The 23,984-nt window shown below is 61.6% G+C and carries 20 protein-coding genes and 1 pseudogene; 9 read left to right on the forward strand and 12 right to left on the reverse strand.

The window, feature by feature from the left end; translation table 11 throughout:
- Position 1: 1 nt before the first annotated feature.
- Positions 2 to 757, forward strand: a complete 756-nt coding sequence (locus tag PFZ56_RS07690) for an ABC transporter substrate-binding protein (protein WP_102882132.1) — start codon at positions 2 to 4, stop codon at positions 755 to 757.
- Positions 758 to 841: 84 nt separating this feature from the next.
- Here the strand turns inward: PFZ56_RS07690 and PFZ56_RS07695 are convergent, their stop codons facing one another.
- The 5 genes from PFZ56_RS07695 to gpmI form a co-directional block, all read right to left on the reverse strand.
- Positions 842 to 1,654 carry a divergent polysaccharide deacetylase family protein gene (locus PFZ56_RS07695; RefSeq protein ID WP_170002049.1) on the reverse strand — a complete coding sequence of 271 codons (813 nt, stop codon included), beginning with the start codon at positions 1,652 to 1,654 and terminating at the stop codon, positions 842 to 844.
- 116 nt (positions 1,655 to 1,770) lie between these two features.
- Positions 1,771 to 3,081, reverse strand: coding sequence for a S41 family peptidase (locus PFZ56_RS07700; RefSeq protein ID WP_110595366.1), 1,311 nt, complete (start codon positions 3,079 to 3,081; stop codon positions 1,771 to 1,773).
- 31 nt (positions 3,082 to 3,112) lie between these two features.
- The gene (locus PFZ56_RS07705; protein WP_102862737.1) at positions 3,113 to 4,399 is read right to left on the reverse strand and encodes a murein hydrolase activator EnvC; all 1,287 of its coding nucleotides are present in this window, start codon (positions 4,397 to 4,399) and stop codon (positions 3,113 to 3,115) included.
- A gap of 220 nt (positions 4,400 to 4,619) precedes the next feature.
- A complete protein-coding gene (locus PFZ56_RS07710; RefSeq protein ID WP_339070560.1) occupies positions 4,620 to 5,540 on the reverse strand; it encodes a DUF1460 domain-containing protein in 921 nt (306 codons plus the stop codon).
- 185 nt (positions 5,541 to 5,725) lie between these two features.
- On the reverse strand, positions 5,726 to 7,261 hold the full coding sequence (gene gpmI / locus PFZ56_RS07715; protein WP_102882127.1) for a 2,3-bisphosphoglycerate-independent phosphoglycerate mutase: 1,536 nt from the start codon (positions 7,259 to 7,261) through the stop codon (positions 5,726 to 5,728).
- Between the two features lie 165 nt (positions 7,262 to 7,426).
- On the opposite strand from gpmI, the gene PFZ56_RS07720 reads away from it, so the two are divergent.
- From PFZ56_RS07720 to secB, 3 genes are read left to right on the forward strand one after another with little or no spacing between them, the layout of a single operon-like run.
- A complete protein-coding gene (locus PFZ56_RS07720; protein ID WP_102862740.1) occupies positions 7,427 to 7,840 on the forward strand; it encodes a rhodanese-like domain-containing protein in 414 nt (137 codons plus the stop codon).
- Positions 7,840 to 8,094: a glutaredoxin 3 gene (gene grxC, locus PFZ56_RS07725; protein ID WP_102882126.1), complete on the forward strand. Its 255-nt coding sequence runs from the start codon at positions 7,840 to 7,842 to the stop codon at positions 8,092 to 8,094. Before PFZ56_RS07720 ends, grxC begins: the two co-directional genes overlap by 1 nt.
- 42 nt (positions 8,095 to 8,136) lie before the next feature.
- The gene (gene secB, locus PFZ56_RS07730) at positions 8,137 to 8,619 is read left to right on the forward strand and encodes a protein-export chaperone SecB (protein ID WP_016963308.1); all 483 of its coding nucleotides are present in this window, start codon (positions 8,137 to 8,139) and stop codon (positions 8,617 to 8,619) included.
- Positions 8,620 to 8,803: 184 nt separating this feature from the next.
- On the opposite strand, the gene trmL is transcribed toward secB, so the two are convergent.
- The gene (trmL, locus tag PFZ56_RS07735; RefSeq protein WP_016963309.1) at positions 8,804 to 9,259 is read right to left on the reverse strand and encodes a tRNA (uridine(34)/cytosine(34)/5-carboxymethylaminomethyluridine(34)-2'-O)-methyltransferase TrmL; all 456 of its coding nucleotides are present in this window, start codon (positions 9,257 to 9,259) and stop codon (positions 8,804 to 8,806) included.
- Between trmL and PFZ56_RS07740 the strand changes: the two genes are divergently transcribed.
- Positions 9,258 to 9,698, forward strand: coding sequence for a hypothetical protein (locus PFZ56_RS07740; protein WP_102862742.1), 441 nt, complete (start codon positions 9,258 to 9,260; stop codon positions 9,696 to 9,698). The genes trmL and PFZ56_RS07740 overlap by 2 nt on opposite strands.
- Before the next feature lie 532 nt (positions 9,699 to 10,230).
- Here PFZ56_RS07740 and ntrC read toward each other — a convergent pair.
- Together ntrC and glnL are read right to left on the reverse strand one after the other, a co-directional pair.
- Positions 10,231 to 11,667, reverse strand: coding sequence for a nitrogen regulation protein NR(I) (gene ntrC / locus PFZ56_RS07745; protein ID WP_016963311.1), 1,437 nt, complete (start codon positions 11,665 to 11,667; stop codon positions 10,231 to 10,233).
- Entirely contained in the window at positions 11,657 to 12,748 is a 1,092-nt protein-coding gene (gene glnL / locus PFZ56_RS07750) for a nitrogen regulation protein NR(II) (RefSeq protein ID WP_102862743.1), read from the reverse strand. The genes ntrC and glnL overlap by 11 nt, the downstream gene beginning before the upstream one ends.
- Positions 12,749 to 13,119: 371 nt before the next feature.
- On the opposite strand from glnL, the gene PFZ56_RS07755 reads away from it, so the two are divergent.
- Entirely contained in the window at positions 13,120 to 14,214 is a 1,095-nt protein-coding gene (locus tag PFZ56_RS07755; protein ID WP_110595369.1) for a bifunctional transcriptional activator/DNA repair enzyme AdaA, read from the forward strand.
- A gap of 19 nt (positions 14,215 to 14,233) precedes the next feature.
- Here the strand turns inward: PFZ56_RS07755 and PFZ56_RS07760 are convergent.
- From PFZ56_RS07760 to glnA, 3 genes and pseudogenes are all read right to left on the reverse strand, one after another.
- A pseudogene (locus PFZ56_RS07760) lies at positions 14,234 to 14,539 on the reverse strand (DUF4124 domain-containing protein); the annotation flags it as partial.
- Between the two features lie 120 nt (positions 14,540 to 14,659).
- Positions 14,660 to 15,214: a chorismate mutase gene (locus tag PFZ56_RS07765; protein ID WP_170002053.1), complete on the reverse strand. Its 555-nt coding sequence runs from the start codon at positions 15,212 to 15,214 to the stop codon at positions 14,660 to 14,662.
- A 136-nt stretch (positions 15,215 to 15,350) separates the two neighbouring features.
- Positions 15,351 to 16,757 (reverse strand): glutamate--ammonia ligase, encoded by a 1,407-nt coding sequence (gene glnA, locus PFZ56_RS07770; protein WP_016965623.1) that lies wholly within the window; start codon positions 16,755 to 16,757, stop codon positions 15,351 to 15,353.
- A 331-nt stretch (positions 16,758 to 17,088) separates the two neighbouring features.
- Here glnA and thiI point away from each other — a divergent pair, with 331 nt between their 5' ends.
- Complete coding sequence (gene thiI, locus PFZ56_RS07775) at positions 17,089 to 18,543, forward strand: tRNA uracil 4-sulfurtransferase ThiI (RefSeq protein ID WP_102862749.1); 1,455 nt, start codon at positions 17,089 to 17,091, stop codon at positions 18,541 to 18,543.
- Between the two features lie 139 nt (positions 18,544 to 18,682).
- Positions 18,683 to 20,503 (forward strand): translational GTPase TypA, encoded by a 1,821-nt coding sequence (gene typA / locus PFZ56_RS07780; RefSeq protein ID WP_025130242.1) that lies wholly within the window; start codon positions 18,683 to 18,685, stop codon positions 20,501 to 20,503.
- A gap of 276 nt (positions 20,504 to 20,779) precedes the next feature.
- On the opposite strand, the gene PFZ56_RS07785 is transcribed toward typA, so the two are convergent.
- On the reverse strand, positions 20,780 to 21,223 hold the full coding sequence (locus PFZ56_RS07785; protein ID WP_170002055.1) for a YkgJ family cysteine cluster protein: 444 nt from the start codon (positions 21,221 to 21,223) through the stop codon (positions 20,780 to 20,782).
- 266 nt (positions 21,224 to 21,489) lie between these two features.
- On the opposite strand from PFZ56_RS07785, the gene PFZ56_RS07790 reads away from it, so the two are divergent.
- A complete protein-coding gene (locus PFZ56_RS07790) occupies positions 21,490 to 23,940 on the forward strand; it encodes a glycogen/starch/alpha-glucan phosphorylase (protein WP_170002057.1) in 2,451 nt (816 codons plus the stop codon).
- Positions 23,941 to 23,984: the final 44 nt, after the last annotated feature.

Consider the following 23,984-nt stretch of genomic DNA (forward strand, 5'->3'; position numbering starts at 1 on the left):
CATGTTCAAACGTCTTCTTGTGGTTGTCGCCAGCGCTTCTCTGCTCCTTGGCAGCTTGGCCCGCGCCGCTGAAACCGCCGACACCTCCCTGGTGCTGCTGACGGAAAACTTCCCCCCCTACAACATGGCCAAGAACGGCAAGAACTTCGCTCAAGGCGAGAATATCGACGGTATTGCCGTGGATATCGTCCGCGAAATGTTCAAGCGTGCCGGGGTCAATTACAGCCTGACCCTGCGCTTCCCCTGGGAACGCATCTACAAGATGGCTCTGGAGCAACCCGGCTATGGCGTGTTCGTCATGGCGCGCCTGCCGGACCGCGAACGGCTGTTCAAGTGGGTCGGCCCCATCGGCCCGGATGACTGGATCATGCTGGCCAAGGCCGGCAGCAAGATCACCCTCGAATCCCTGGAGCAGGCGCGCAAATACAAGATCGGCGCCTACAAGGGCGATGCCATTGCCGAGACGCTGACCAAGCAGGGCCTGGCACCCCAGGTGGTGCTGCGCGACCAGGACAATGCCAAGAAGCTGGTGGCGGGTCAGATCGACCTCTGGGCCACTGGCGACCCGGCCGGACGTTACCTGGCCAAGCAGGCAGGCATCACCGGTCTCAAGACCGTGCTGCGCTTCAATAGCGCCGAGCTGTACCTGGCCCTGAACAAGGACGTGCCTGACGAGGTAGTGGACAAGCTTCAGGCTGCCCTGGAGCAGATGCGCAAAGAGGGGATGGTGGAGGAGATCATGGGGCGCTATCTCTAGATCAGCGGCAAGTTGCAAGTGGCAAGCTACAAATAACAGCAGGTCGGCGGCGCGTTGGCTTGCAGCTTGAGGCTTGCCGCCGCCCTATCTGTACTTGCCGTTCTTGCCATGCCCGGCCATGGCTTCGTTGCTGCGCAGGCTGATCATCGACTTGATATCGATCCATTCGATGCCCTGGGCCTTGAGCTTGGGCAGTTCGCGTTCGAGCACGGCCAGGGTCTGGGGATAAGGGTGGCCGATCATCACCGCCGAACCCTGTTTGCGCGCCAGCTTGATCGCCGTCTGCAACTGCTGGGCAATTGCCGCCTCGGTGCGCTCGTCATCCAGGAACACATCCCGGGAAACACTGGCCAGACCGATCTTCTGCGCTTGTGCGGCGGCGACTGTCTGGGCGCTGGTGCGGCTGTCGACGAAGAATTTGTGGCGGCGCTGCAAGTCGGCCATCAGCCAGGCCATGGCCTGGGGCTGGGCGGTCATGCGGCTGCCCATATGGTTGTTGATGCCACTGGTGTAGGGCACGGCCTGGAAGGCCGCGTCCAGGCGTTTTTGCAGCTCTTCGATGGGCAGCTCGGGGTGCCAGGCGAAGGGGCCGGTGGCCGGGTCCATGGGCATGTGCAGGATGATGATCTTGCCGGCGCGATGGGCCTCACGGGCGAATTCGGCAGCGTGGGGCGTGTCGGGCATGATCGCCGTGGTGACCGGGCCGGGCAGAGCCAGTACGCGGCGGTCACGGGGCAGGTTCTGGCCGAGGTCGTCGATGATCAGACTCAGGTAGGCCTTGGGCACAGCTGGTACTGCGGATTCGGCAGCGCGGGCCTGGGAAAGGGGGCCCAGGCACAGCAGGGCGAACAGCGGAGCCCAGAGCGAGCGGAACAGAGTGTGGCGGTGGGAAATCATGAGGGTCGGGGTCGGGCCTTATAGGGGAATGGGCGCCCTGGCGGGCGCTTCGCTGGCAAGCCAGCTCCTACACAAGCCAGCTCCTGTAGGAGCCGGCTTGCCGGCGAAGGGTTCAATCACTTGCCGCGAGTGATGCTCAGCCCTTTGAGCAGGCTCAGGGCCTGGGCCAGCTGGTAGTCGTCATCCTGCGGCATCGGCTTGGCCTTGCTCGACGAGCCGCTTGGCTTGTCGGCACCACCGTTGCCGTTGCCCAGGTGGCCCTGCAGGTCGGCTTCCTTGAAGTACTCGCCGTCCTGGGCCTCGCTGGTGATCTTGGCGCGGCGCACTTCGATGTCCGGAACGATGCCCTGGGCCTGGATCGAGCGGCCGTTGGGGGTGAAGTACAGGGCGGTGGTGATCTTCAGCGCGCGGTCGTTGTTCAGCGGCAGCACGGTCTGCACCGAGCCTTTACCGAAGCTGGTGGTGCCCATCAGCACCGCGCGTTTCTGGTCCTGCAAGGCGCCGGCGACGATTTCCGATGCCGAGGCGCTGCCGCCGTTGATCAGCACCACCATCGGCACGGCTTCGCTTTCGTCCTTGCCGGTGGCGGAGAAGCGCAGCTCGGAGTTGGCGATGCGGCCTTTGGTGTAGACGATCAGGCCCTTGGTGATGAAGTGGTCGACCACTTCCACCGCAGCCTGCAGCACGCCGCCCGGGTTGTTGCGCAGGTCGAGGATGATGCCGTTGAGCTTCTTGCCGTTGTCCTTGCGCAGCTTGGCCAGGGCCTTGGAGACTTCCTCGCCGGTCTTGACCTGGAACTGGGTGATGCGGATGTAGCCGTAGCCCGACTCCAGCAGCTGGCTCTTCACGCTCTTCACCTGGATGGTGGCGCGGGCCAGGGTCACGTCGAACGGCGTGCCGCCGTCGCGCACCAGGGTCAGGGTGATTTTCTGGCCGATCTTGCCGCGCATCTTGTCCACGGCTTCGGTCATGGTCTGGCCGCGGGTCGGCTGGCCGTTGATCTTGACGATCAGGTCGCCGGCCTGGATGCCGGCCTTGGACGCTGGAGTGTCGTCGATGGGCGAGACCACTTTGATAAAGCCGTCTTCGGCGCCGACTTCGATGCCCAGGCCGCCGAATTCGCCGCTGGTGCTTTCCTGCAGTTCGGCGAAGTCTTCCGGCCCCAGGTAGGCCGAGTGCGGGTCGAGGTTGCTGAGCATGCCCTTGATGGCATTCTCCAGCAGGGTCTTGTCATCCACGGGTTCGACATAGGCCGCCTTGATCCGGTCCATGACCTCGGCAAAGGTGCGCAGTTCTTCCAGCGGCAAAGGTGCCTTGGTGGTCGCGGCGGTCGCTGATTGAGCGGTTTCGGCGGCAAACGCCAGAGGCGCTCCGATCACCAGGGCGATCGTCAGGGCCAGCGAGGTAAGGCGGGACAAATGCAGCATGTCGAACGAACTCCTAATTTAGATGCAGCGCTTATCCTTGCGCGTGGCACCACTGTGCCGGGTCGCTGGGGCGGCCCTGCTGACGAATTGCAAAGTACAGCGCAGGAGTGTCCTGTCCGCCACTATTGCCCACTGTGGAGATGGACTCTCCGGCCTTGACCACATCACCGGCTTCTTTGAGCAGTGTCTGGTTATGTCCGTAGAGACTCAGGTAACCGTTGCCATGATCGAGGATCACCAGCAGCCCGGCGCCGCGCAGCCAGTCGGCGAACACTACCCGGCCACCATGTACGGCGTGCACCTGGCTGCCGGCGGCGGCGCTGATCATCACCCCGTCCCACTTGGAACGGGAGTCGTCGCCACGGGTTTCACCAAAGCGTGCCAGCAGTCGACCATCAACTGGCCATGGAAGTTTTCCCCGGGCTGCAGCAAATGCACCGCCGAAGGAAGGGCCGGCGCTGGAAACCAAGGCGCCCGGGCTTGATCTGACGGGCTTGCGCGGGGCATCGCTGGCGTCGGCCTGGGCCTCACGTAAACGCTTTTTTTCGGCTTCCTGCTGGGCGATCAGCGCTTTCTGACGCGCTTCCTCTGCCTCGCGGGCCTGGCGAGCCAGGGTTTCTTCAATGGTTTTCAGGACTTTGGCCAGGTCGGCCTGGTCCTGTTCGCGGGCCTTGAGCTTGTCGTCCCGGGCCTTCACGTCGTTGTTCAGCTTGGCCAGGGCCAGCTGGCGCTCCTTGCGCACTTTGTCGAGTTCTTCACGCTGGCTGTCGAGGCTGCTCTTCTGCACCAGCAACTGGGCCTGTTGCAGGGAAATGTCTTTTTCCACATTGGCCAGCTGACGCAGGGTCTCGTTGAAATTCTTCAACTGCTCCAGGCGCGCCTGGCTCAGGTAGTCGTAATAGGTCAGGGTGCGGGCGAATTTTTCCGGATTCTGCTGGTTGAGCAGCAGCTTGAGGTATTCCTGGCGCCCGTTCTGGTAGGCCGCGCGGGCCTGGATGGCGATCAGTCGTTGCTGTTCAGTGCGCGCGCTCTGGAGTTTTTTTTTCTCCTCATCGAGTCGCTGCAGCTCGGATTCGCTTTTCTTCAGCTCTTTCTGCAGGGCTTCGACCTGCTTCTCCAGCTTGCCCATCTCGGTCTCGGTGCCGCGCAGTTCTTTCTGCACACCGGATTTTTCTTCCTGCAGCTTGCCCAGCAGCTTTTTCAGCTCGGCAATGTCCTGACGCGTGGCGTCCAACTGTTGTTGGGTTTGCGCGCGCTCATCGGCAAAAGCCGGTTGGAGCAGGCAGATCAGAGCAAGGGCAATCAGGGCGCGAAGCATAGAGGCGGGCGACACCAGGGAAAGGGACGGTCTAGTATGCCCGCCCATCGCTGCAAAAAAAACGCCTCAAAGCCAACTGCTTTGCGGCGTTCGTCATAAAAAGCCGTTTCCGGGCGGTTATTGGGCCATTTGCTATCAGGGCGCAGGTGGTTATTGCCGCAAACCCCGATCAAGCAAGGCCCGTTCGCTGGCGTGGCTGGCGGCTGATCGCCGTTGGCAATCAGCCGTGGGTGAGCGCCTGGCTGGGTTGCCGTGCTGATTGCGCGTCGATTTCCGGCGCTGATTGCGGTGTGAAAGCCTGGCCGTCTTGTCGGGTTCGCAACACCACGATGCCCGGGATGTTCTGCACGTATTCCATGAAGGGTGAATCCATGACCTCGCGTTGCATCTTCTTGGACGATGCATTGCGCAGCACGGGGCCGTTGGCGGTGTTGATGAAGAGCCCGGTATGGGTGACGTCCAGGCCCGCAAGATGGGTGTAGATGCCGATGTAGTCGCCAGTCTGCAGGCGGCTGAGCACCTGCTCGTCAATCGACGTGCTGGGTATGTAGGTAATGTCGCGGTCGACCAGGGGCAGGCCTGGCAGGTACAGGTCCCCGTTGGCCTTTTGGTTGAGGTGTTTGGTCACGGTCACCGCATCCGCGCTCAACTGCGCAGTCAGGTCCTCGGTCAGCGGTTGCCCGGCATGCGCCCAGTCCGTGAAGAAGTGCCGGCGGTCTGCATAGTGCACGCCGTCGCCGGTATAGCGGGTCTGGATGAGGTTTTTGATGAAGCTGTCCTGGTCGGTGGATTTTCGCAGAGCCTCGACGTAATCCAGGTAGGTGAAGCAATCCAGGCCCCTGAAGTCGACGACCAGCTTCTCTGCCAGGGTCGCCGAGCCCTGCAACATGTTCGCTGCGTAAGGCGTGTGCATGAACGCCCGTGAAATCTCCTCGCTCAGTTGGCCCGTGCTTTGCGCCCCGGCCTGTTGGCGAACCTTGAGCAGGGCGTTCAGTTTCTCGGCGGTGTAGCTGTCCATTTCTACCGAGGGGCGCTGATCTTCGAACGCAGCCACTTCAGCTGTGTGTTTGTGTTCAACAGGAGCGGGGCTGGCGCAACCTGCGAGAACGGAGGCTAAAAAAAATACAGCGGTCTTGTTCATTCGGTTTCTCCAGATGCTGCACAATTGTAACTGATAATTATTACTATTTGTGCGGCGGTGCTGCGGGTGGTGCTGCCTGGGTGCGCTCATCAGCTGGAGAGGCTGCGAGGCAAAGGCTGCTGCTGATACGCAAACGCCCGATACGGCGTATCGGGCGTTTGTGCAGGAAACAGCCAGCTTCAGTTTCAGGCGTCCAGCAGTATCGACTTGCCGGTCATCTCTTCAGGCTGCGCCAGGCCCAGCAGTTTGAGCATGGTGGGCGCCACGTCCGCCAGGACCCCGCCTTCACGGACTTTCAGCGCACGCTTGCCCACATAGATGAAAGGCACCGGCTCGGTGGTGTGAGCGGTGTGGGCCTGGCCGGTGGACTCGTCGGACATTTGCTCGACGTTGCCGTGGTCGGCAGTGATCAAGGCTTCGCCACCGACCTTTTCCAGAGCATCGACGATGCGCCCGACACACAGGTCCAGGCATTCCACGGCTTTCACCGCAGCTGCGAACACACCGCTGTGGCCGACCATGTCGCCGTTGGCGTAGTTGACGATGATCACGTCGTAGCGCTGGTGCTCGATGGCATCGACGATCTTGTCGGTGACTTCAGGAGCGCTCATCTCTGGCTGCAGGTCGTAGGTGGCGACTTTCGGCGACGGAATCAGGATGCGTTCTTCACCCGGGAACGGTTCTTCACGGCCGCCGGAGAAGAAGAAGGTCACATGGGCGTATTTTTCGGTTTCGGCGATGCGCAGCTGGGTCTTGCCGTTTTTCGCCAGATAGTCGCCCAGTACGTTTTCCAGGCTGCCTGGAGCGAAGGCCGCCGGCGCGGGGATGCTGGCGGCATACTGGGTGAGCATGACGAAGCCGGCCAGTTTTGGCTGGCGTGCGCGTGCGAAGTCCTTGAAGTCGTCCTCGACGAAGACCCGGGTCAGCTCGCGGGCGCGGTCGGCGCGGAAGTTCATGAACACCACGGCATCGCCGTCTTCGACCTTGACCGGTTCGCCGATGGTGGTGGCCTTGACGAATTCGTCGCTCTCTTCACGGGCATAGGCGGCTTGCAGGCCTTGCTGGGCGGTGGCGGCGTTGAACTGGCCCTGGCCGTCGACGATCAGGTTGTAGGCCTGGGCCACGCGGTCCCAGCGATTGTCGCGGTCCATGGCGAAGTAACGGCCGATCAGGCTGGCGATGCGGCCCTTGCCCAGGGTCTTGAAGGTCTCGTCCAGCAGTTCGATGGACGACTGGGCGCTTTTTGGCGGCGTGTCGCGACCGTCGAGGAAGGCGTGCAGGTAGATCTTTTCGGCGCCGCGCTTGAAGGCCAGTTCGGCCATGGCGATCAGGTGGTCCTGATGGCTGTGCACGCCGCCGTCCGACAGCAGGCCGAGGATGTGTACGGCCTTGTCGGCGGCCACGGCCTTGTCCACGGCCGCGCAAATGGTCGGATTCTCGAAGAACTCACCGTCACGGATGGCCTTGGTCACCCGGGTGAAGTCCTGATACACCACGCGACCGGCGCCCAGGTTCATGTGGCCGACTTCGGAGTTGCCCATCTGTCCGTCCGGCAGGCCGACGTCCATGCCCGAACCGGAGATCAGGCCGTTGGGCATGCTGGCGCACAAGCGGTCCAGGACTGGCTTCTTGGCCGCATAGACGGCATTGGATTCGTGGCTCTCGCTGTGACCGAAGCCATCCAGAATCATCAGGACCAAAGGTTTAGGCGTGGTAGTCATGGCGTCCACTCGTGGCTGGATAGGGAAGTGTTGAAAAAGGAGGTGTGGAAAAACGGAGTGGCAGTTTAAAGCGAAGTTCCAATGGCGTCACCGCCGGGCGGGGTTTGGCCGACCTTGAGGGCTGTGTATACTGGCCGACATTTTAACGCCCTGGAACCTCCTTAGATGGTTGCTCACCTGATTCAATTCGCCACTGAACACTACTTGCTCGTCGGCGCCTTCGCCATCCTGCTGGCTCTGTTGATCGCTCATGAATTGAGCCGCGGTGGCCGCAGCCTCAGCACCCGTGAACTGACTGCGCTGGTCAACAGCGAGCAGGGCGTAGTGATCGATATCCGTCCGTCCAAGGACTTCGCCGCCGGCCACATCGTCGGCGCGCTGAACATTCCCCAGGACAAGCTGGCCGCCCGCGTCGGCGAGCTGGAGAAGCACAAGGCCAAGACCATCATCCTGGTGGATGCCCAAGGCCAGCACGCCGGCACCCACGCCCGTGAGCTGCTGAAGTCCGGTTTCACCGCGGCCAAACTGTCTGGCGGTGTGTCCAGCTGGAAAGCCGACAACCTGCCATTGGTGAAGTAATGCCCAAGGTCATCGTCTACTCCAGTGATTACTGCCCTTATTGCTCGCGGGCCAAGCATCTGCTCGGGAGCAAAGGCGTAGCCTTCGAAGAGATCAAGGTCGATGGCAAGCCGCAGGTGCGCGCCGATATGGCTCAGAAGGCCGGACGCACGTCCGTACCGCAGATCTGGATCGGTGCCACCCATGTAGGTGGTTGTGATGATTTGTTTGCCCTGGAGCGCGCCGGCAAGCTCGACGCGCTGCTGGCGGCCTGAAATTCCTAACCCTATAGACCCCAAGATCAAGAAGGATCTGAGATGACTGACCAACAGAACACTGCTGCTGCCGAAGACGAAAGCGCACCGCAATTCTCCCTGCAGCGCATCTATGTGCGTGACCTGTCCTTCGAAGCGCCGAAAAGCCCGGCCATCTTCCGTCAGCAGTGGGAGCCAAGCGTCGGCCTGGACCTGAACACCCGCCAGAAAGCCCTGGAAGCCGACTTCCACGAAGTGGTGCTGACCCTGTCCGTGACCGTGAAGAACGGCGACGAAGTGGCCTTCATCGCTGAAGTGCAACAAGCCGGCATCTTCCTGATCAAGAACCTGGACGAGGCTTCCATGAGCCACACCCTGGGTGCCTTCTGCCCGAACATCCTGTTCCCTTACGCTCGCGAAGCGCTGGACAGCCTGGTGACCCGTGGTTCATTCCCGGCGCTGATGCTGGCTCCGGTGAACTTCGACGCGCTGTACGCCCAGGAACTGCAACGCCTGCAGTCCGCCGGCGAAAACACCGTTCAGTAAGTACGGGTTGCGGTACGAAAAAAGCGCCTGTAACGGCGCTTTTTTCATGCTCGGGCGTCAGCTGTCAAAACCCTGTAGCCGCTGCCGCAGGCTGCGATCGACCACTAAGTGGGCGCCGTGATCGCGCATGCAAGAAGGCCCTTCGGGCCTTGTCGCAGTCTGCGGCAGCGGCTACAGAGAAGGGTTACTTGAAGCCCAGTTGCCGCCAGCCTTCATAGACGGCCACGGCCACGGTGTTGGACAGGTTCAGGCTGCGGCAGCCTTCGCGCATGGGCAGGCGCAGGCGTTGTTCGCCGGGCAGGGCGTCCAGTACGTCCGCCGGCAGGCCACGGCTTTCCGGGCCGAACAGGAAGGCGTCGCCTTCCTTGAAGCTGGCGTCATGGAAGGGCCGCGAGCCCTTGGTGGTGAAGGCGAACAGGCGCGGATGGCCGAGGCTTTCCAGGCAACTGGCGAGGTCGGCATGGCGTTGCAAGGTGGCGTATTCGTGATAGTCGAGGCCGGCGCGGCGCAGGCGCTTGTCGTCCATTTCGAAACCCAGCGGCTCGATCAAATGCAGGTGGCAGCCGCTGTTGGCGCATAGCCTGATAACGTTGCCGGTATTCGGCGGTATTTCTGGTTGAAAGAGGATGACGTGAAACATGCACGGCTCCGAAGAGAAAGACAGGCTGCATTCTACGCCTGAAGAAGACCCGCGACCGAAGCTAATGCCGAAGGTATTCGGCTCCCTGGCGATTGTCGGGGTGATGGTGGGGCTGATGATTGGCCGCTTGACCCAGCCCGATCCTGTGGAGTTGCAGCAGGTCGAGGTGGCCGCTGATGGCCTGGTGCTGTGGTTCAACCATGAGCCCAAGGTTCACGGCGAACATATCGACGGCGCCGTGGCGTTGCTGTTCGACGCCCAGGGGCGCGGGCAGAACGGTCAGCTACAGGTCAATCAGAAGAATGTGAACTGGCGGGTGCGCCTGGCGGACCGGGGCTTGTTGCTGAATCTGGTGGCCGCCCGTCCGCTGCGGGGCGATTGGGCGGGTAGCGAGGTGGAGGGGCGCTGGCGCCTGGCGATCCACCTGCGGGAGGAATAAAAGAGGGAAACCCCGGCCTGCCTGTACCAAGGCCCCCAAAAGTGGGAGGGGCTGATCGCCTTGGGGGCGATGAGTCCCGGTGTAAAGAAGGGGATTCCCGGCCTGCCTGTACCAGGGTCCCCGAAAGAGTTGTGGGCGCGTCGCTCAAAGCGTGATGAGCCCGGTGTTAAAGAGGGAAGCCCCAGCCTGCCTGTACCGAGGTTCCCGAAAACATGGCCCGTCGCTGTGAGCGTGATGGGCCGGGTATTAAAGAGGGGAATCCCCGGCCTGCCTGTACCAAGGTCCCCTAAACTGGGTAGTGATGGGGTTATTGCAGGGGGCGTGCCAACTCTGGCTAGTGCTGCATGAATTGTCTGGAAAAAAAGCCAAAAGCCCCGGAATCCGGGGCTTTTGCGTTTTCGAAGGGATAATTTCAGATTTGAAGGCCAGGCCTTGAATGATGGCGCGGTGCTCGATTGCGGTTCATCGCGCCTTCGAGCAGTGCATGCACCCCATCCTGGTGCACGCACATCCTCGTTGTTGGGGGGAGGGCTCAGCCTTCTTCGCTTTCGTCCTCGTCGCCACCGTCCACCTTCATCCCCAACTCCTTGATCTTGCGGGTCAGGGTGTTGCGGCCCCAGCCCAGCAGCACTGCGGCGTCGCGGCGGCGGCCGGCGGTGTGCTTGAGGGCGGTCTCGATCATGATCCGTTCGAAACTCGGCACCGCGCTGTCCAAAAGGCTCGACTGGCCGCGGGCCAGGGCCTGATCGGCCCACTGGCGCAGGGCCTGTTCCCAGTTGGTTACCGGCGCCGAATCCTGGGGCAGGCTCAACAGCTCCGGCGGCAGGTCGCTGATGTGCACCTCGCGCCCCGACGCCATGACGGTGATCCAGCGGCAGGTGTTCTCCAGCTGGCGAACGTTGCCCGGCCAGGGCAGGTTCTTCAGGTATTCCTCGGTTTCGTTCTTCAGCAGCTTGGGTTCCACCGCCAGCTCCTGGGCGGCACGGCTGAGGAAGTGCTTGGCCAGGGTCGGGATGTCTTCGCGACGGTCCGACAGGCGCGGGATATGGATGCGGATCACGTTGAGGCGGTGGAACAGGTCCTCACGAAACTTGCCGGCGTGCACCAGGGTTTCCAGGTTCTGGTGGGTGGCGGCGATGATCCGTACATCGACCTTGACTGGAGTATGTCCACCGACCCGGTAGAACTCGCCATCGGCCAGAACCCGCAGCAGACGAGTCTGGGTATCGGCCGGCATGTCGCCGATTTCGTCGAGGAACAGGGTGCCGCCATCGGCTTGCTCGAAACGTCCACGGCGCAGGTTGGCAGCGCCGGTGAAGGCGCCTTTTTCATGGCCGAACAGCTCGGACTCCATCAGGTCCTTAGGGATAGCCGCCATGTTCAGGGCGATGAACGGCGAAGCCGCCCGCGGGCTGTGGCGATGCAGGGCGTGGGCCACCAGTTCCTTGCCGGTGCCCGACTCGCCGTTGATCAACACCGTGATGTTGGAGTGACTCAGGCGCCCGATGGCGCGGAACACCTCCTGCATCGCCGGCGCTTCGCCGATGATCTCCGGGGTGCGGGCCAGGGTCGGGGCCACTTCCAGGCCCTGCTGCTCCTGAGCATGCTGGTTGGCACGCTTGACCAGGGACACCGCCTCATCCACATCGAATGGCTTGGGCAGGTACTCGAAGGCCCCGCCCTGATAGGAGGCGACAGCGCTGTCCAGGTCCGAATGCGCGGTCATGATGATCACCGGCAGGCGCGGGTGCAGCTCGCGAATCCGCGCTAGCAGGTCGAGGCCGCTGGCACCGGGCATACGGATGTCGGAGATGATCACGTCTGGCTGCTGGCGTGCCAGGCGACTCATCACCCCGTCGGCGCTGTCGAAGCTCTGGGTGGTCATGCCTTCTTGTTGCAAGGCTTTCTCCAGGACCCAACGGATAGAACGGTCGTCATCGACGATCCACACGGTTTCACTACGGCTCATGTCGATGGGCTCCTTGTTCCAGAGGCAGAAAGATCGAGAAGGTGGTGTGGCCGGGATGGCTGTCACATTCGATCAGGCCCTGGTGCTGGCTGATGATGTTCTGAGTAATGGCCAGACCCAGCCCGGTGCCGTCCGGGCGGCCGCTGACCATGGGGAAGAAGAGGGTGTCCTGCAGCTCGGCAGGGATGCCCGGGCCGTTGTCGATGATCTCGATCTTGGTCACCAGGCGATGGCGCACATGGCCGATGGTGAACTGGCGCATGGTGCGGCTGCGCAGGGTGATGCGCCCCAGGCGCATTTCGTTCTGGCTGCTGATGGCTTGCATGGCGTTGCGCACGATGTTGAGCACCGCCTGGATCATCTGCTCGCGGTCGATCAAAACGTCGGGAATGCTCGGGTCGTAATCGCGTACCAGGGTGATGCAGCCCTGGCTTTCGGCTTCCACCAGGCTGCTGACCCGCTCCAGCACTTCATGGATGTTGGTCAGAGCCAGGGACGGCAGCTTGTTCGAGCCCAGCATGCGGTCCACCAGGTTTCGCAGGCGGTCGGCCTCTTCGATGATGACGTTGGTGTAGTCCTTGAGGCTTTCCTCGGGCAGCTCCCGGGCCAGCAATTGTGCGGCGCCGCGAATCCCTCCCAAGGGGTTCTTGATCTCGTGGGCCAGGCCGCGCACCAGCATCTTGCTGGTTTCCTGCTTGGACAGCTGGGCCTCTTCCTTGGTGATGCGCAGCAGCCGGTCGCGGGGGTGGACTTCCAGCAGCAGCAAGGTATCGCCATTGCTGAGGATCGGCGTTACCGCGTAGTCGACGGTCAGGGTCTGGCCGGTCAGGGCGGTGAGCATGGCTTCGCGCTTGGTGAAGGGGTGCGCCTGTTCCACCGCCTGGCGCAGGGAGCTCAGGGCCTCGGCGGATTCGGTGAACAGCTCGCTGATGAATTGCCCATGGCTGCGCTGGCCGCTGATGGCCAGGAGCATCTCCGCCGCCGGGTTCATGTACTCAAGGCGCAGGTCGGCGTTGAGCAGGATGGTGGCGGTGGTCAGGTTGTCCAGAAGCAGACGGTGCAGTGGGTCGCTGATGGTCATGGGTAAGTGGTGACCTCTTTTGAAGCAAGACAATCCGGGGCCGGTCCCGAATTGCGCGCGCGGGTAAGGCGCTGATGTGGAGAAAATGCAAAAACCAAACCAAGGCTCCGAAAAGAAGCGTCCAAGCCCTGAAACAGCCGTTTGAAGCTCGATTGCGTGGCGCTTTGCCAGCCCCGGCGGGTATTTTCGAACCAAAATGGGCTGTGAATGGTCTCCGGGTGCAACTTGTTGCACCAATATAGTGCATGAATCTGCATGGTGCTTGCGCGGTGCTCGACGGTGTGGGAATCAACGCCCGTTTTTCAGCGGCGGCTGTCAGGGAGCGGGTTTAAAGTGCTCGAACCCCATGCTTCAAGGTTTAGGATGCGGCCATGGAAAACGCCCCTCTGCTGTTCCAGCTCCCCGATGACGACACCCTGTACCAGGCCCTTCTGGATCGCGACCCGGCCTATGAAGGCTTTGCCTTTGTCGGGGTGAAAAGTACCGGTGTGTTCTGTCGCTTGACCTGTGCCGCGCGCAAGCCCAAGCGTGAGAACACGGTGTTTTTCAGCTCCATCAAGGGCTGCGTCGAAGCGGGATTCCGCGCCTGTCTGCGTTGTCGCCCCCTGGAGCGGGCCGGAGTACAGGAGCCCTGGGTGCAAACCCTGCTGGATCAGTTGCAAAGCGATCCCGAACGCCGCTGGTACGAAGACGACCTGAGCCGCCAGGGGTTGGACCCGTCCACCGTGCGTCGCGCGTTCAAGCGCTACTTTGGGGTGACCTTCCTGGAAATGGCCCGCCTGCGACGCATGGGCCAAGGCATGCAGCAGCTGTCCTGCGGTGAGTCGGTGATCGAGGCGCAGATCAGCGCCGGCTTTGATTCCGACAGTGGCTTTCGCCGTGCCTTTGCCCGCCTGGCCGGCCAGCCGCCGTCGAACCTGCGGGGGCGCGAGTTGCTCAAGGTGGACTGGTTGCAGACTCCTATCGGCGTGATGCTGGCGGTGGCCGACGCCCAGGTCCTGCATCTGCTGGAGTTTTTCGATCGCCCGGCCCTGGCCAATGAGCTGCAAAACCTGCAAAAGAGCAGCGGCTCCAGCATAGGGTTTGGACGTTTCGCCCCTATCGATCAAATCGAGGCCGAGCTGCAGCGTTATTTCGCCGGAGAAGCCGACGGTTTCCACACTCCCCTGGCGATGAACGCCTCGCCCTTTACCCGAACGGTATGGCAGGCCTTGCGCGCCATCCCTCTGGGCAGTACCTGCAGTTATGCCGAAGTGGCGAGCCGGATCGGCTCGCCGTCAGCGGTGCGTGCCGTGGCCCGGGCCAACGGCGCCAATCAGATCGCCATCGTCATCGCCTGTCACCGGGTCATTGGTAGCGATGGCGCGCTGACCGGCTACGGCGGCGGACTGTGGCGCAAGCGCTGGCTGCTGGAGCACGAGCGCCGCATGGGCACTGCGCAGGTTCACTCCGCGAGCGGGCTGTAGCGGGGCGGTTGAAGTGGGCTCAGCGGCGATGGGCCCGCAGCAGGGTGAAGGTGATCGGCGCGCTCTGCTGCAGGACCCGCTCGCCGTCGAGGACCTGCACTGCCAGGCGATGTTGGCCACGGTCGATATTCACCAGCGGCAACTCAGGACCCCGGCTCGGGGTTCCATACGCCTGATCGTCCAGCAGCAGACGCAGGCGATGCTGCGGCTGCAAGTCCGGCACCAGCGCCACCTGCACCGTGAAGCTGCCGTTGTTGGCCCGCAGCGCGCCGTGCGCTGGCACGCCCTGCAACTGCAGTTGGGCGTAAGGCTCTGCGCTGGCGGGCAGCGCCGTTATCCACAGCAGGCAAAAAGCAGCGACGCGCATCACGGTGATTCCAGCCCTTTACAGGTTCGCGGTTGAAAGGCTCAGCATAGGGCGACGCGAGGCTGGGCGCGGGCGTGGTTAACCTTTGAACACACATAACTCAGCGGTGGCGCGGACCATTGCCAGTTGGCGCAACGGGTCGCGGCTGGCGGCCTGATTGGCCTGGGCCAGCCATTGCGGGCATTGGCGATCGCCGGCATGGGGGCTGAAGTCGGCCAGTTGCTGCAACAGGCGTTTTTGTAACTGATCAAGTTGTGGACGGATCTGTCCGGCCAGGTCCTGGCGCGGGGTGTCTGGCGCCCGACCTTGCAGGTGCCAGCTGGACAGCTTGGCGTACTGCACCAGTTTGTTGGCTTCGATCTGGGCGGCGAAGAACTGCCCAACCCTTTCCTCGCTCAGGTGATAGGTGGCGGCCTGGGCCGTGGCGCCGGCAATTACCTGCTGTTCCCTAGGCCGGTCCTCCACCGCCTTGTGGCTGTCCCATTTGCTCAGGGCCACCTGATCGGCAATGGCCAGGCGTTCGCCGATGCTGCCGAGCAACGGGGCGAGAGCGGCGGGGGCTTCGGTGGCGCAGGCGGCTGTGGTGAGCAGGCTGCAGGTCAGGGCGAGGCACAAGTTGAGGCGCGAAGTCATGGGCGGGCTCGGCAGATAAGAGAAGGGCGGCGCCCATGATGCACGCAACCACCCCGGGCAGGGCAAATGCGCGGGCATAAAAAAGGCCTCCCGAAGGAGGCCTCTTGATCACGCGGCTTGCGCCGGCGCTACCGGATCAGCAGCTGTAGTACAGCTCGTATTCCAGTGGGTGTACGAAGGTACGGACCTTGATCTCTTCTTCGCTTTTCAGGGCGATGTAAGCGTCGATGAAGTCGTCGCTGAAAACGCCGCCTTTGGTCAGGAACGCACGACCTTTGTCCAGCTCTTCCAGGGCTTCTTTCAGGCTGCCGCAAACTTGTGGGATCTCTTTGGCCTCTTCAGGCGGCAGGTCGTACAGGTTTTTGTCAGCGGCGTCGCCAGGGTGGATCTTGTTCTGGATACCGTCCAGGCCGGCCATCAGCAGAGCAGCGAAGGCCAGGTATGGGTTGGCAGCCGGGTCCGGGAAACGGGCTTCGATACGGCGGGCTTTAGGGCTCGACACGTAAGGAATACGGATCGAAGCGGAACGGTTGCGTGCCGAGTAGGCCAGCATGACCGGGGCTTCGAAGCCTGGAACCAGACGCTTGTAGGAGTTGGTGGCCGGGTTGGTGAAGCCGTTCAGGGCCTTACCGTGCTTGATGATGCCGCCGATGAAGTACAGAGCGGTATCGGACAGGCCGGCATAGCCTTCACCTGCGAAGGTGTTCTTGCCGTCTTTCCAGATCGACATGTGCACGTGCATGCCCGAGCCGTTGTCACCGTACAGTGGCTTAGGCATGAAGGTGGCGGTGCGACCGTAGGCGTCGGCCACGTTGTGCACGACGTATTTCAGGGTCTGGGTTTCGTCGGCCTTCTTCACCAGGGTGTTGAACTTGACGCCGATTTCGTTCTGGCCGGCAGTCGCCACTTCGTGGTGGTGAACTTCAACGGTCAGGCCCATTTCTTCCAGTGCGTTGCACATGGAGGTACGGATTTCGTGGTCGTGGTCGAACGGTGGAACCGGGAAGTAGCCGCCTTTGACGCCTGGACGGTGGCCCTTGTTGCCGCCTTCGATGTCCTGGTCGGACATCCAGGAACCTTGTTCGGAGTAGATCTTGAACATGGAACCGGAGATGTCGGACTTGAATTTCACTTGGTCGAAGATGAAGAACTCTGGCTCTGGACCGGCGAATACGGTGTCGCCGATGCCGGTGGCTTTCAGGTGCTCTTCGGCGCGCTTGGCAATGGCGCGTGGGTCGCGGTCGTAACCTTGCATGCTCGAAGGTTCGATGATGTCGCAGACCAGGATCAGGGTCGGTTCTTCGGTGAACGGGTCCAGCACGGCGGTTTCGTCGTCCGGCATCAGGATCATGTCGGAGGCTTCGATGCCTTTCCAGCCAGCAATGGAGGAACCGTCGAACATCTTGCCGGATTCGAAGAAGTCTTCATCCAGCGCATCACGGGCCGGCATGGTCACGTGATGTTGAGTGCCCTTGGTGTCAGTGAAGCGCAGATCAATCCATTTGACGTCATGATCTTTGATGAGTTGAACCGACTTCGACATAGTGTCCTCCGGGTGGCTTCGGGCTTGGTGTTGGAGTGCCCTTAGAATGTGGGTGATGCCGGCGCGAATACTCTGCCATGGCAACCTGCCTCACAAGGGAGCAAATTGCATGCCAGTGCCCCGAGATGGGTTTTCTGCCCCAAAATCACGCTTTCTGCGGCGGATTTGGCGTAATGCCGGCATTTGGCGCACTGCAATGTAGCGTCTTCTTTGATAAATGACCCGTTTTGGTGCACCTAAAACCTTATGCACATTAATTGGTTAAACCTTGAGCAATTTCCGCTATAATCCGCGCCCCCCTTTTTCGGCTGGCCCAGCGCGCGCAGTTTTCATGAAACTAATCGTTAAAGTTTTCCCGGAAATCACCATCAAGAGCCGCCCGGTACGGATGCGTTTCATCCGTCAGTTGGCCAAGAACATCCGTGCCGTGCTCCGCGATCTGGACCCGGCCGTGGTGGTCAATGGTGTGTGGGACAACCTCGAGCTGGAAACCGCCCTCAGCGAGCCCAAGGCCCTGAAGGAGCTGACCGAGCGCCTGAGTTGCATGCCCGGCATCGCGCATTTCCTGCAGGTTGACGAGTACCCGCTGGGCGACTTCGACGACATCGTTGCCAAGTGCAAGCAGCACTTCGGCGAGGCCTTGCCCGGGAAGATTTTCTCGGTGCGCTGCAAGCGTGCCGGCAAGCATGAATTCAGCTCCATGGACGTGGAAAAGTACGTTGGCAGCCAGCTGCGTCGGCAGTGCGGTGCCGCCGGCATTTCCCTCAAAGAGCCGGAAATCGAAGTGCGGATGGAAATTCGCGACCAACGGTTGTTCGTGATCCACAGCCAGCACAACAGTATCGGTGGCTACCCGCTGGGCGCCCTGGAACAGACCCTGGTGCTGATGTCCGGCGGCTTCGACTCCACGGTCGCCGCTTATCAGGTCATGCGCCGTGGCCTGATGAGCCACTTCTGCTTCTTCAATCTGGGCGGCCGTGCCCACGAACTGGGCGTGATGGAAGTCGCGCACTATATATGGAAGAAGTACGGCAGCTCCCAGCGGGTGCTGTTCGTCAGCGTGCCGTTCGAGGAAGTGCTCGGGGAAATTCTCGGCAAAGTCGACAACAGTCATATGGGCGTCATTTTGAAGCGTATGATGTTGCGTGCCGCCTCAAGCATCGCCGACCGTCTGCACATCGATGCACTGGTGACCGGCGAGGCGATTTCCCAGGTGTCCAGCCAGACGTTGCCCAACCTGTCGGTGATCGACTGCGTGACCGAGAAGCTGGTGCTGCGCCCGCTGATCGCCAGCCACAAGCAGGACATCATCGACCTGGCCGAAGAGATCGGCACCGCCGACTTCGCCAAGCACATGCCGGAGTACTGCGGGGTCATCTCGGTGAACCCCAAGACCCATGCCAAGCGCCATCGCGTCGAGCATGAAGAGAAAGAATTCGATATGGCGGTGCTCGAGCGTGCGATCGAGCGGGCCAAGCTGGTGCCGATCGATCGGGTGATCGACGAGTTGGGCCAGGATTTGCAGATTGAAGAAGTCAGTGAGGCGCTGGCCGGTCAGATCGTCATCGACATCCGTCACCCGGATGCCCAGGAAGACGACCCGCTGGAGCTTGCTGGCATCGAAGTACAAGCGCTGCCGTTCTATGCATTGAACGCCCGCTTCAAGGAACTGGACCCTACGCGCCAGTACCTGCTGTATTGCGACAAAGGCGTCATGAGTCGCCTGCATGCTCACCATCTGCTCAGTGAGGGACATGCCAATGTGCGCGTTTATAGACCGAGCTAAGTGCCCGGGGATGTTCGCCTGTGGCTTGCGTCACCGGCCCCCCGACGCCGCCGTCCAGCTGTAACGGCCAGGCCTGACTCTATTGTTAATCGCTGCCAGCATTTGTCAGCACACCGAATCCTCTGATCGAGATACACAAGTGATCGAAAATCTACGCAACATCGCCATCATTGCCCACGTTGACCATGGTAAGACCACCCTGGTAGACAAACTCCTGCGTCAATCCGGCACCCTGGAGCGCAACGAGCTCAACGACGAGCGCGTGATGGACTCCAACGACCAGGAAAAAGAACGCGGTATTACCATTCTGGCGAAAAACACCGCCATCAACTGGAACGGCTACCACATCAACATCGTGGACACCCCGGGCCACGCCGACTTCGGCGGCGAAGTTGAGCGCGTAATGTCCATGGTCGACTCCGTGCTGCTGCTGGTCGACGCTCAAGACGGCCCGATGCCGCAAACCCGTTTCGTGACCAAGAAGGCGTTCGAAGCCGGCCTGCGTCCAATCGTGGTAATCAACAAGGTTGACCGTCCGGGTGCGCGTCCTGACTGGGTTCTGGACCAGATCTTCGACCTGTTCGACAACCTGGGTGCCACCGAAGAACAGCTGGACTTCAAAGTCGTCTACGCCTCGGCCCTGAACGGCATTGCCGGTCTGGACCACACCGAAATGGCTGAAGACATGACCCCGCTGTACCAGTCGATCGTCGACAACGTGCCAGCGCCAAGCGTTGACCGTGACGGTCCGTTCCAGATGCAGGTTTCCGCTCTGGACTACAACAGCTTCCTGGGTGTGATCGGCGTTGGCCGTATCGCTCGCGGTCGCGTCAAGCCCAACACCCCGGTTGTGGCCATCGACGTCAACGGCAAGCGCCGTAACGGTCGTATCCTCAAGCTGATGGGTCACCACGGCCTGCACCGTGTAGACGTTGAAGAAGCCGCTGCTGGCGACATCGTCTGCATCAGCGGTTTCGACGAGCTGTTCATCTCCGACACCCTGTGCGATCCGACTGTTGTCGAAGCGATGAAGCCACTGAGCGTCGACGAGCCAACCGTTTCCATGACCTTCCAGGTCAACGACTCGCCATTCTGCGGTAAAGAAGGCAAGTTCGTGACCAGCCGTAACATCAAGGAACGTCTGGACAAAGAGCTGCTGTACAACGTTGCTCTGCGCGTTGAAGAAGGCGACTCGGCTGACAAGTTCAAGGTTTCCGGCCGCGGTGAGTTGCACCTGTCGGTACTGATCGAAACCATGCGTCGCGAAGGCTTCGAGATGGGCGTTGGCCGTCCTGAAGTGATCATCCGTGAAGTGGATGGCGTGAAGCAGGAACCGTTCGAAAACGTCACCATCGACATCCCTGAAGAATCCCAGGGCAAGGTCATGGAAGAAATGGGCCTGCGTAAGGGCGACCTGAGCAACATGGTTCCGGATGGCAAGGGCCGTGTACGCCTGGAATACAACATTCCAGCCCGTGGTCTGATCGGTTTCCGTAACCAGTTCCTGACCCTGACCAACGGTGCAGGCATCCTGACCTCGATCTTCGATCGCTACGCTCCGATGAAGTCCGGCCACATGTCCGGCCGTCAGAACGGCGTACTGGTATCGGTAGAAACCGGCAAGGCCCTGACCTACTCCCTGGAAACCCTGCAGGCGCGCGGCAAGCTGTTCGTCGAGCACGGCCAGGAAATCTACAACGGTCAGATCGTTGGTCTGAACAGCCGTGACAACGACCTGGGCGTCAACCCTACCAAGGGCAAGAAGCTCGACAACATGCGTGCTTCGGGTAAAGACGAAACCATCGCCCTGGTTCCACCTGTTCGCTTCACCCTGGAACAGGCTCTGGAATTCATCCAGGACGACGAGCTGTGTGAAGTGACTCCTAAGTCCATCCGTCTTCGCAAGAAGATCCTGGACGAAGGCGAGCGTACCCGCGCTGCCAAGAAAGCCAAGAACTGAGTCTTTAGTTCCGGCTGAATGAAAACGCCCCCGGTCGCGAGACCGGGGGCGTTTTTTTATGCCTGGAGAAAACCTGTAGCCGCTGCCGAGCCTGCGAGGCTGCGACCGGGCGCGCAGCGGCCGTCAACCCAGGCGGCGCGTAGTGCCTGAGCTACCGCGCTGGCCGTCTTGCGGCTGCCTTGCAGCCGTTCGCAGCCTCGCGCTGCTCGGCAGCGGCTACAGCAGCGTTAGCTGCGGTGGGAGGTGGGCAGCCTTAGCAGCCTGAAGGGCAGGGGATCAGAAACGTTCCAGGGTTCGACTGCTGGTATTGGTCGGGCGCTCCTGGGGCTTGGGCTTGTAGGCGCAGTAGCCCGGGCGCGGGCCGATCTTCGGGTGGTTGCGGCAGGTGTCCGGGCGCTTGTCATAAATGGTGCACAGGCGGCTTTTACGATCCAGATACAGGCAGTCGTTGTTGCTCATGCGCTGCAGGGTGAAGATTTCCGACTTCTGGTTGTAGCGCTCGACGATGCCTTCTTTCTGCAGGCGCTTGGCAATGTTCTTCGCCGGTTCGCCGCGCTCGAATTCGTCGACGATACCAATGCGGATCAGGTCCTTGATCTTCACTTCCACCGGCAGGGTGCAGCAGCTGGACATGCAGGAACCGCACATGGGCGCGGTGTATTTGGCCCAGGTATCGAGACGGTCGATTTCCGCGGCGGCGATCAGATTGGACTTCATCAAGGTGGTGCTTCCGGCATGTTCCAGGGCGCGCGATCATACCGGGACTGGTGGATTTTTGAACGACTTTAGGTCGGATTTTTCTTGTGTGCCTTGCGATTAGTCCCTGGCGGCACGGCATCTGCATCTTTTTCCCCTGCAGGCGCGCAAGGCTCTCTCGTGAGTCGAGCCATTTGAGACAGCGCCGAACCAGAGCCTTCGCTCCGTGTCAGACCGACTAGGCTCAGACCATTCCATGCTCACTGTGTATCTCGTCAGAGGTCGTATCGATGACTCAGGAATCCCTTGTTCGTGACGCTGAGGTGGCCGCCTTTCGCGAAGCCGTCTTGACCAAACTCACCTACGCGGTTGGCAAAGACCCGGATCACGCCTTCGACCACGACTGGTTCGAGGCCATTGCCCTGGCGGCGCGGGACCATATGGTCGATCACTGGATGGATCACACGCGACAGATGTACCGCAAGGGTCAGAAGCGGGTGTATTACCTGTCCCTGGAGTTCCTGATCGGTCGCTTGCTGTTTGACAGCCTGAGCAATCTTGGCTTGCTGGACGTGGCCCGCGAGGCCCTCACCGATCTGGGGGTGGACCTGGAGCGCATCCGCCTGCTGGAGCCCGATGCGGCCCTGGGCAATGGTGGCCTGGGGCGCCTGGCGGCGTGTTTCATGGAGAGCATGTCGACCCTGGGCCTGGCCGGTCACGGCTACGGTATCCGTTACGAGCACGGCCTGTTCCGCCAGGCGATTGTCGACGGGTGGCAGCAGGAGCAGACCGAACATTGGCTGGATTTCGGCAACCCCTGGGAGTTCGAGCGCCCCGAGGTGATCTACTCCATCGGCTTTGGCGGCAGCGTCGACAGCGTGACCGACGAAGCGGGCAACATTCGCCAGGTCTGGCGGCCGGTGGAAACCGTCAGGGCGGTGGCCTATGACACCCCAGTGGTGGGCTGGCGTGGGGCCAGCGTCAACACCTTGCGTCTGTGGCGGGCCCGGGCCATGGAGGATTTGCACCTGGAGCGCTTCAACGCCGGTGACCACCTGGGGGCGGTGGCGGAAGTGGCTCGGGCCGAGAGCATCTCCCGGGTGCTGTACCCGGCCGACAGCACCGAGGCGGGCCAGGAACTGCGTCTGCGCCAGGAGTACTTTTTCGTCTCTGCGTCGTTGCAGGATTTGCTGCGGCGCCACAAGAACATGCACGACTCGGTGCTCAGCCTCGGCGAGCACGCGGCCATCCAGCTCAATGACACCCACCCGTCGATCGCTGTGGCCGAGCTGATGCGCCAATTGGTGGACCTGCACGGCATCGCCTGGGATGCAGCGTGGCAGGTCACCGTGCAAACCCTGTCCTACACCAACCACACCCTGTTGCCCGAGGCCCTGGAAACCTGGCCGGTGGGCCTGATGGAACGCATGCTGCCGCGGCACATGCAGATCATCTATCTGATCAACGCCCAGCACATCGACTCGTTGCGGGCCAAGGGCTTGCACGATTTCGACGTGCTGCGGGCGGTGTCGCTGATCGAGGAAGACAACGGCCGCCGGGTGCGCATGGGCAACCTGGCGTTCCTCGGCTCCCATAGCGTCAATGGCGTGTCCGGCCTGCATACCCAGCTGATGCGCAGCACGGTGTTCTCCGAGCTGCACAAGCTGTACCCGGAGCGGATCAACAACAAGACCAACGGCATCACCTTCCGCCGCTGGCTGTATCAGGCCAACCCGCAACTGACCGAAATGCTGGTGGACGTCCTGGGCCCCGAGCTGCTGGACAATCCCGAGGCGCTGCTACTGGGGCTGGAACCCTTCGCCGAGAAAACCGCCTTTCGCAAGCAGTTCGCCGAACAGCGGCTGCACAGCAAGCGTGCTTTGGCGGCGATCATCCATGAGCGCCTGGGCATCGCGGTCAACCCGGCGGCGCTGTTCGATGTGCAGGTCAAGCGTATTCACGAGTACAAGCGCCAGTTGCTCAACCTGCTGCATACCGTGGCGCTGTACCAGGCGATCCGCGCCGAGCCGGAAACCGATTGGGTGCCCCGGGTGAAGATCTTTGCCGGCAAGGCGGCCGCCAGTTATCACCAGGCCAAGCTGATCATCAAACTGACCAACGACATCGCCCGTACGGTGAACAGCGACCCGACTGTACGTGGCTTGCTCAAAGTGGTGTTCCTGCCCAACTACAACGTCAGCCTGGCGGAAAGCATCATTCCCGCCGCCGACCTGTCGGAGCAGATCTCCACCGCCGGCTTCGAGGCTTCGGGCACCAGCAACATGAAGTTCGGCCTCAACGGTGCCTTGACCATCGGCACCCTGGATGGTGCCAACGTCGAAATGTGCGAGCAGGTGGGCGCCGAGCACATGTTCATCTTCGGTCTCAGCGCCCAGCAGGTGGAGGCGCGCAAGCGCAATGGCGAATTCAGCGCGGTGCCGGATATCGCCGCCTCCCATCGGCTCAGCGATGTGCTGCAGGCGATTCGTGGCGGGGTGTTCTCCCCGGATGATCCGTCGCGTTACACCGGGCTGATCGATTCGCTGATCGACTACGACCGGTTCCTGGTCTGCGCCGATTTCGATGCCTACTGGAGTGCCCAGGCTCGGGTCGAGGAGCGTTGGCACGACGCCAAGGAGTGGTGGCGTTCGGCGGTGCTCAACACGGCGCGCATGGGCTGGTTTTCCTCGGACCGGACCATCCGTGAATACGCTACGCAGATCTGGAAGGCGCTGGAGTGAGGCGTTTGGGAGAATTCTCAAACTGTGCATAAGGCCCAACGTTT

This window comes from Pseudomonas danubii (assembly GCF_042980055.1).
In the GTDB taxonomy this organism is placed as follows: domain Bacteria; phylum Pseudomonadota; class Gammaproteobacteria; order Pseudomonadales; family Pseudomonadaceae; genus Aquipseudomonas; species Aquipseudomonas danubii.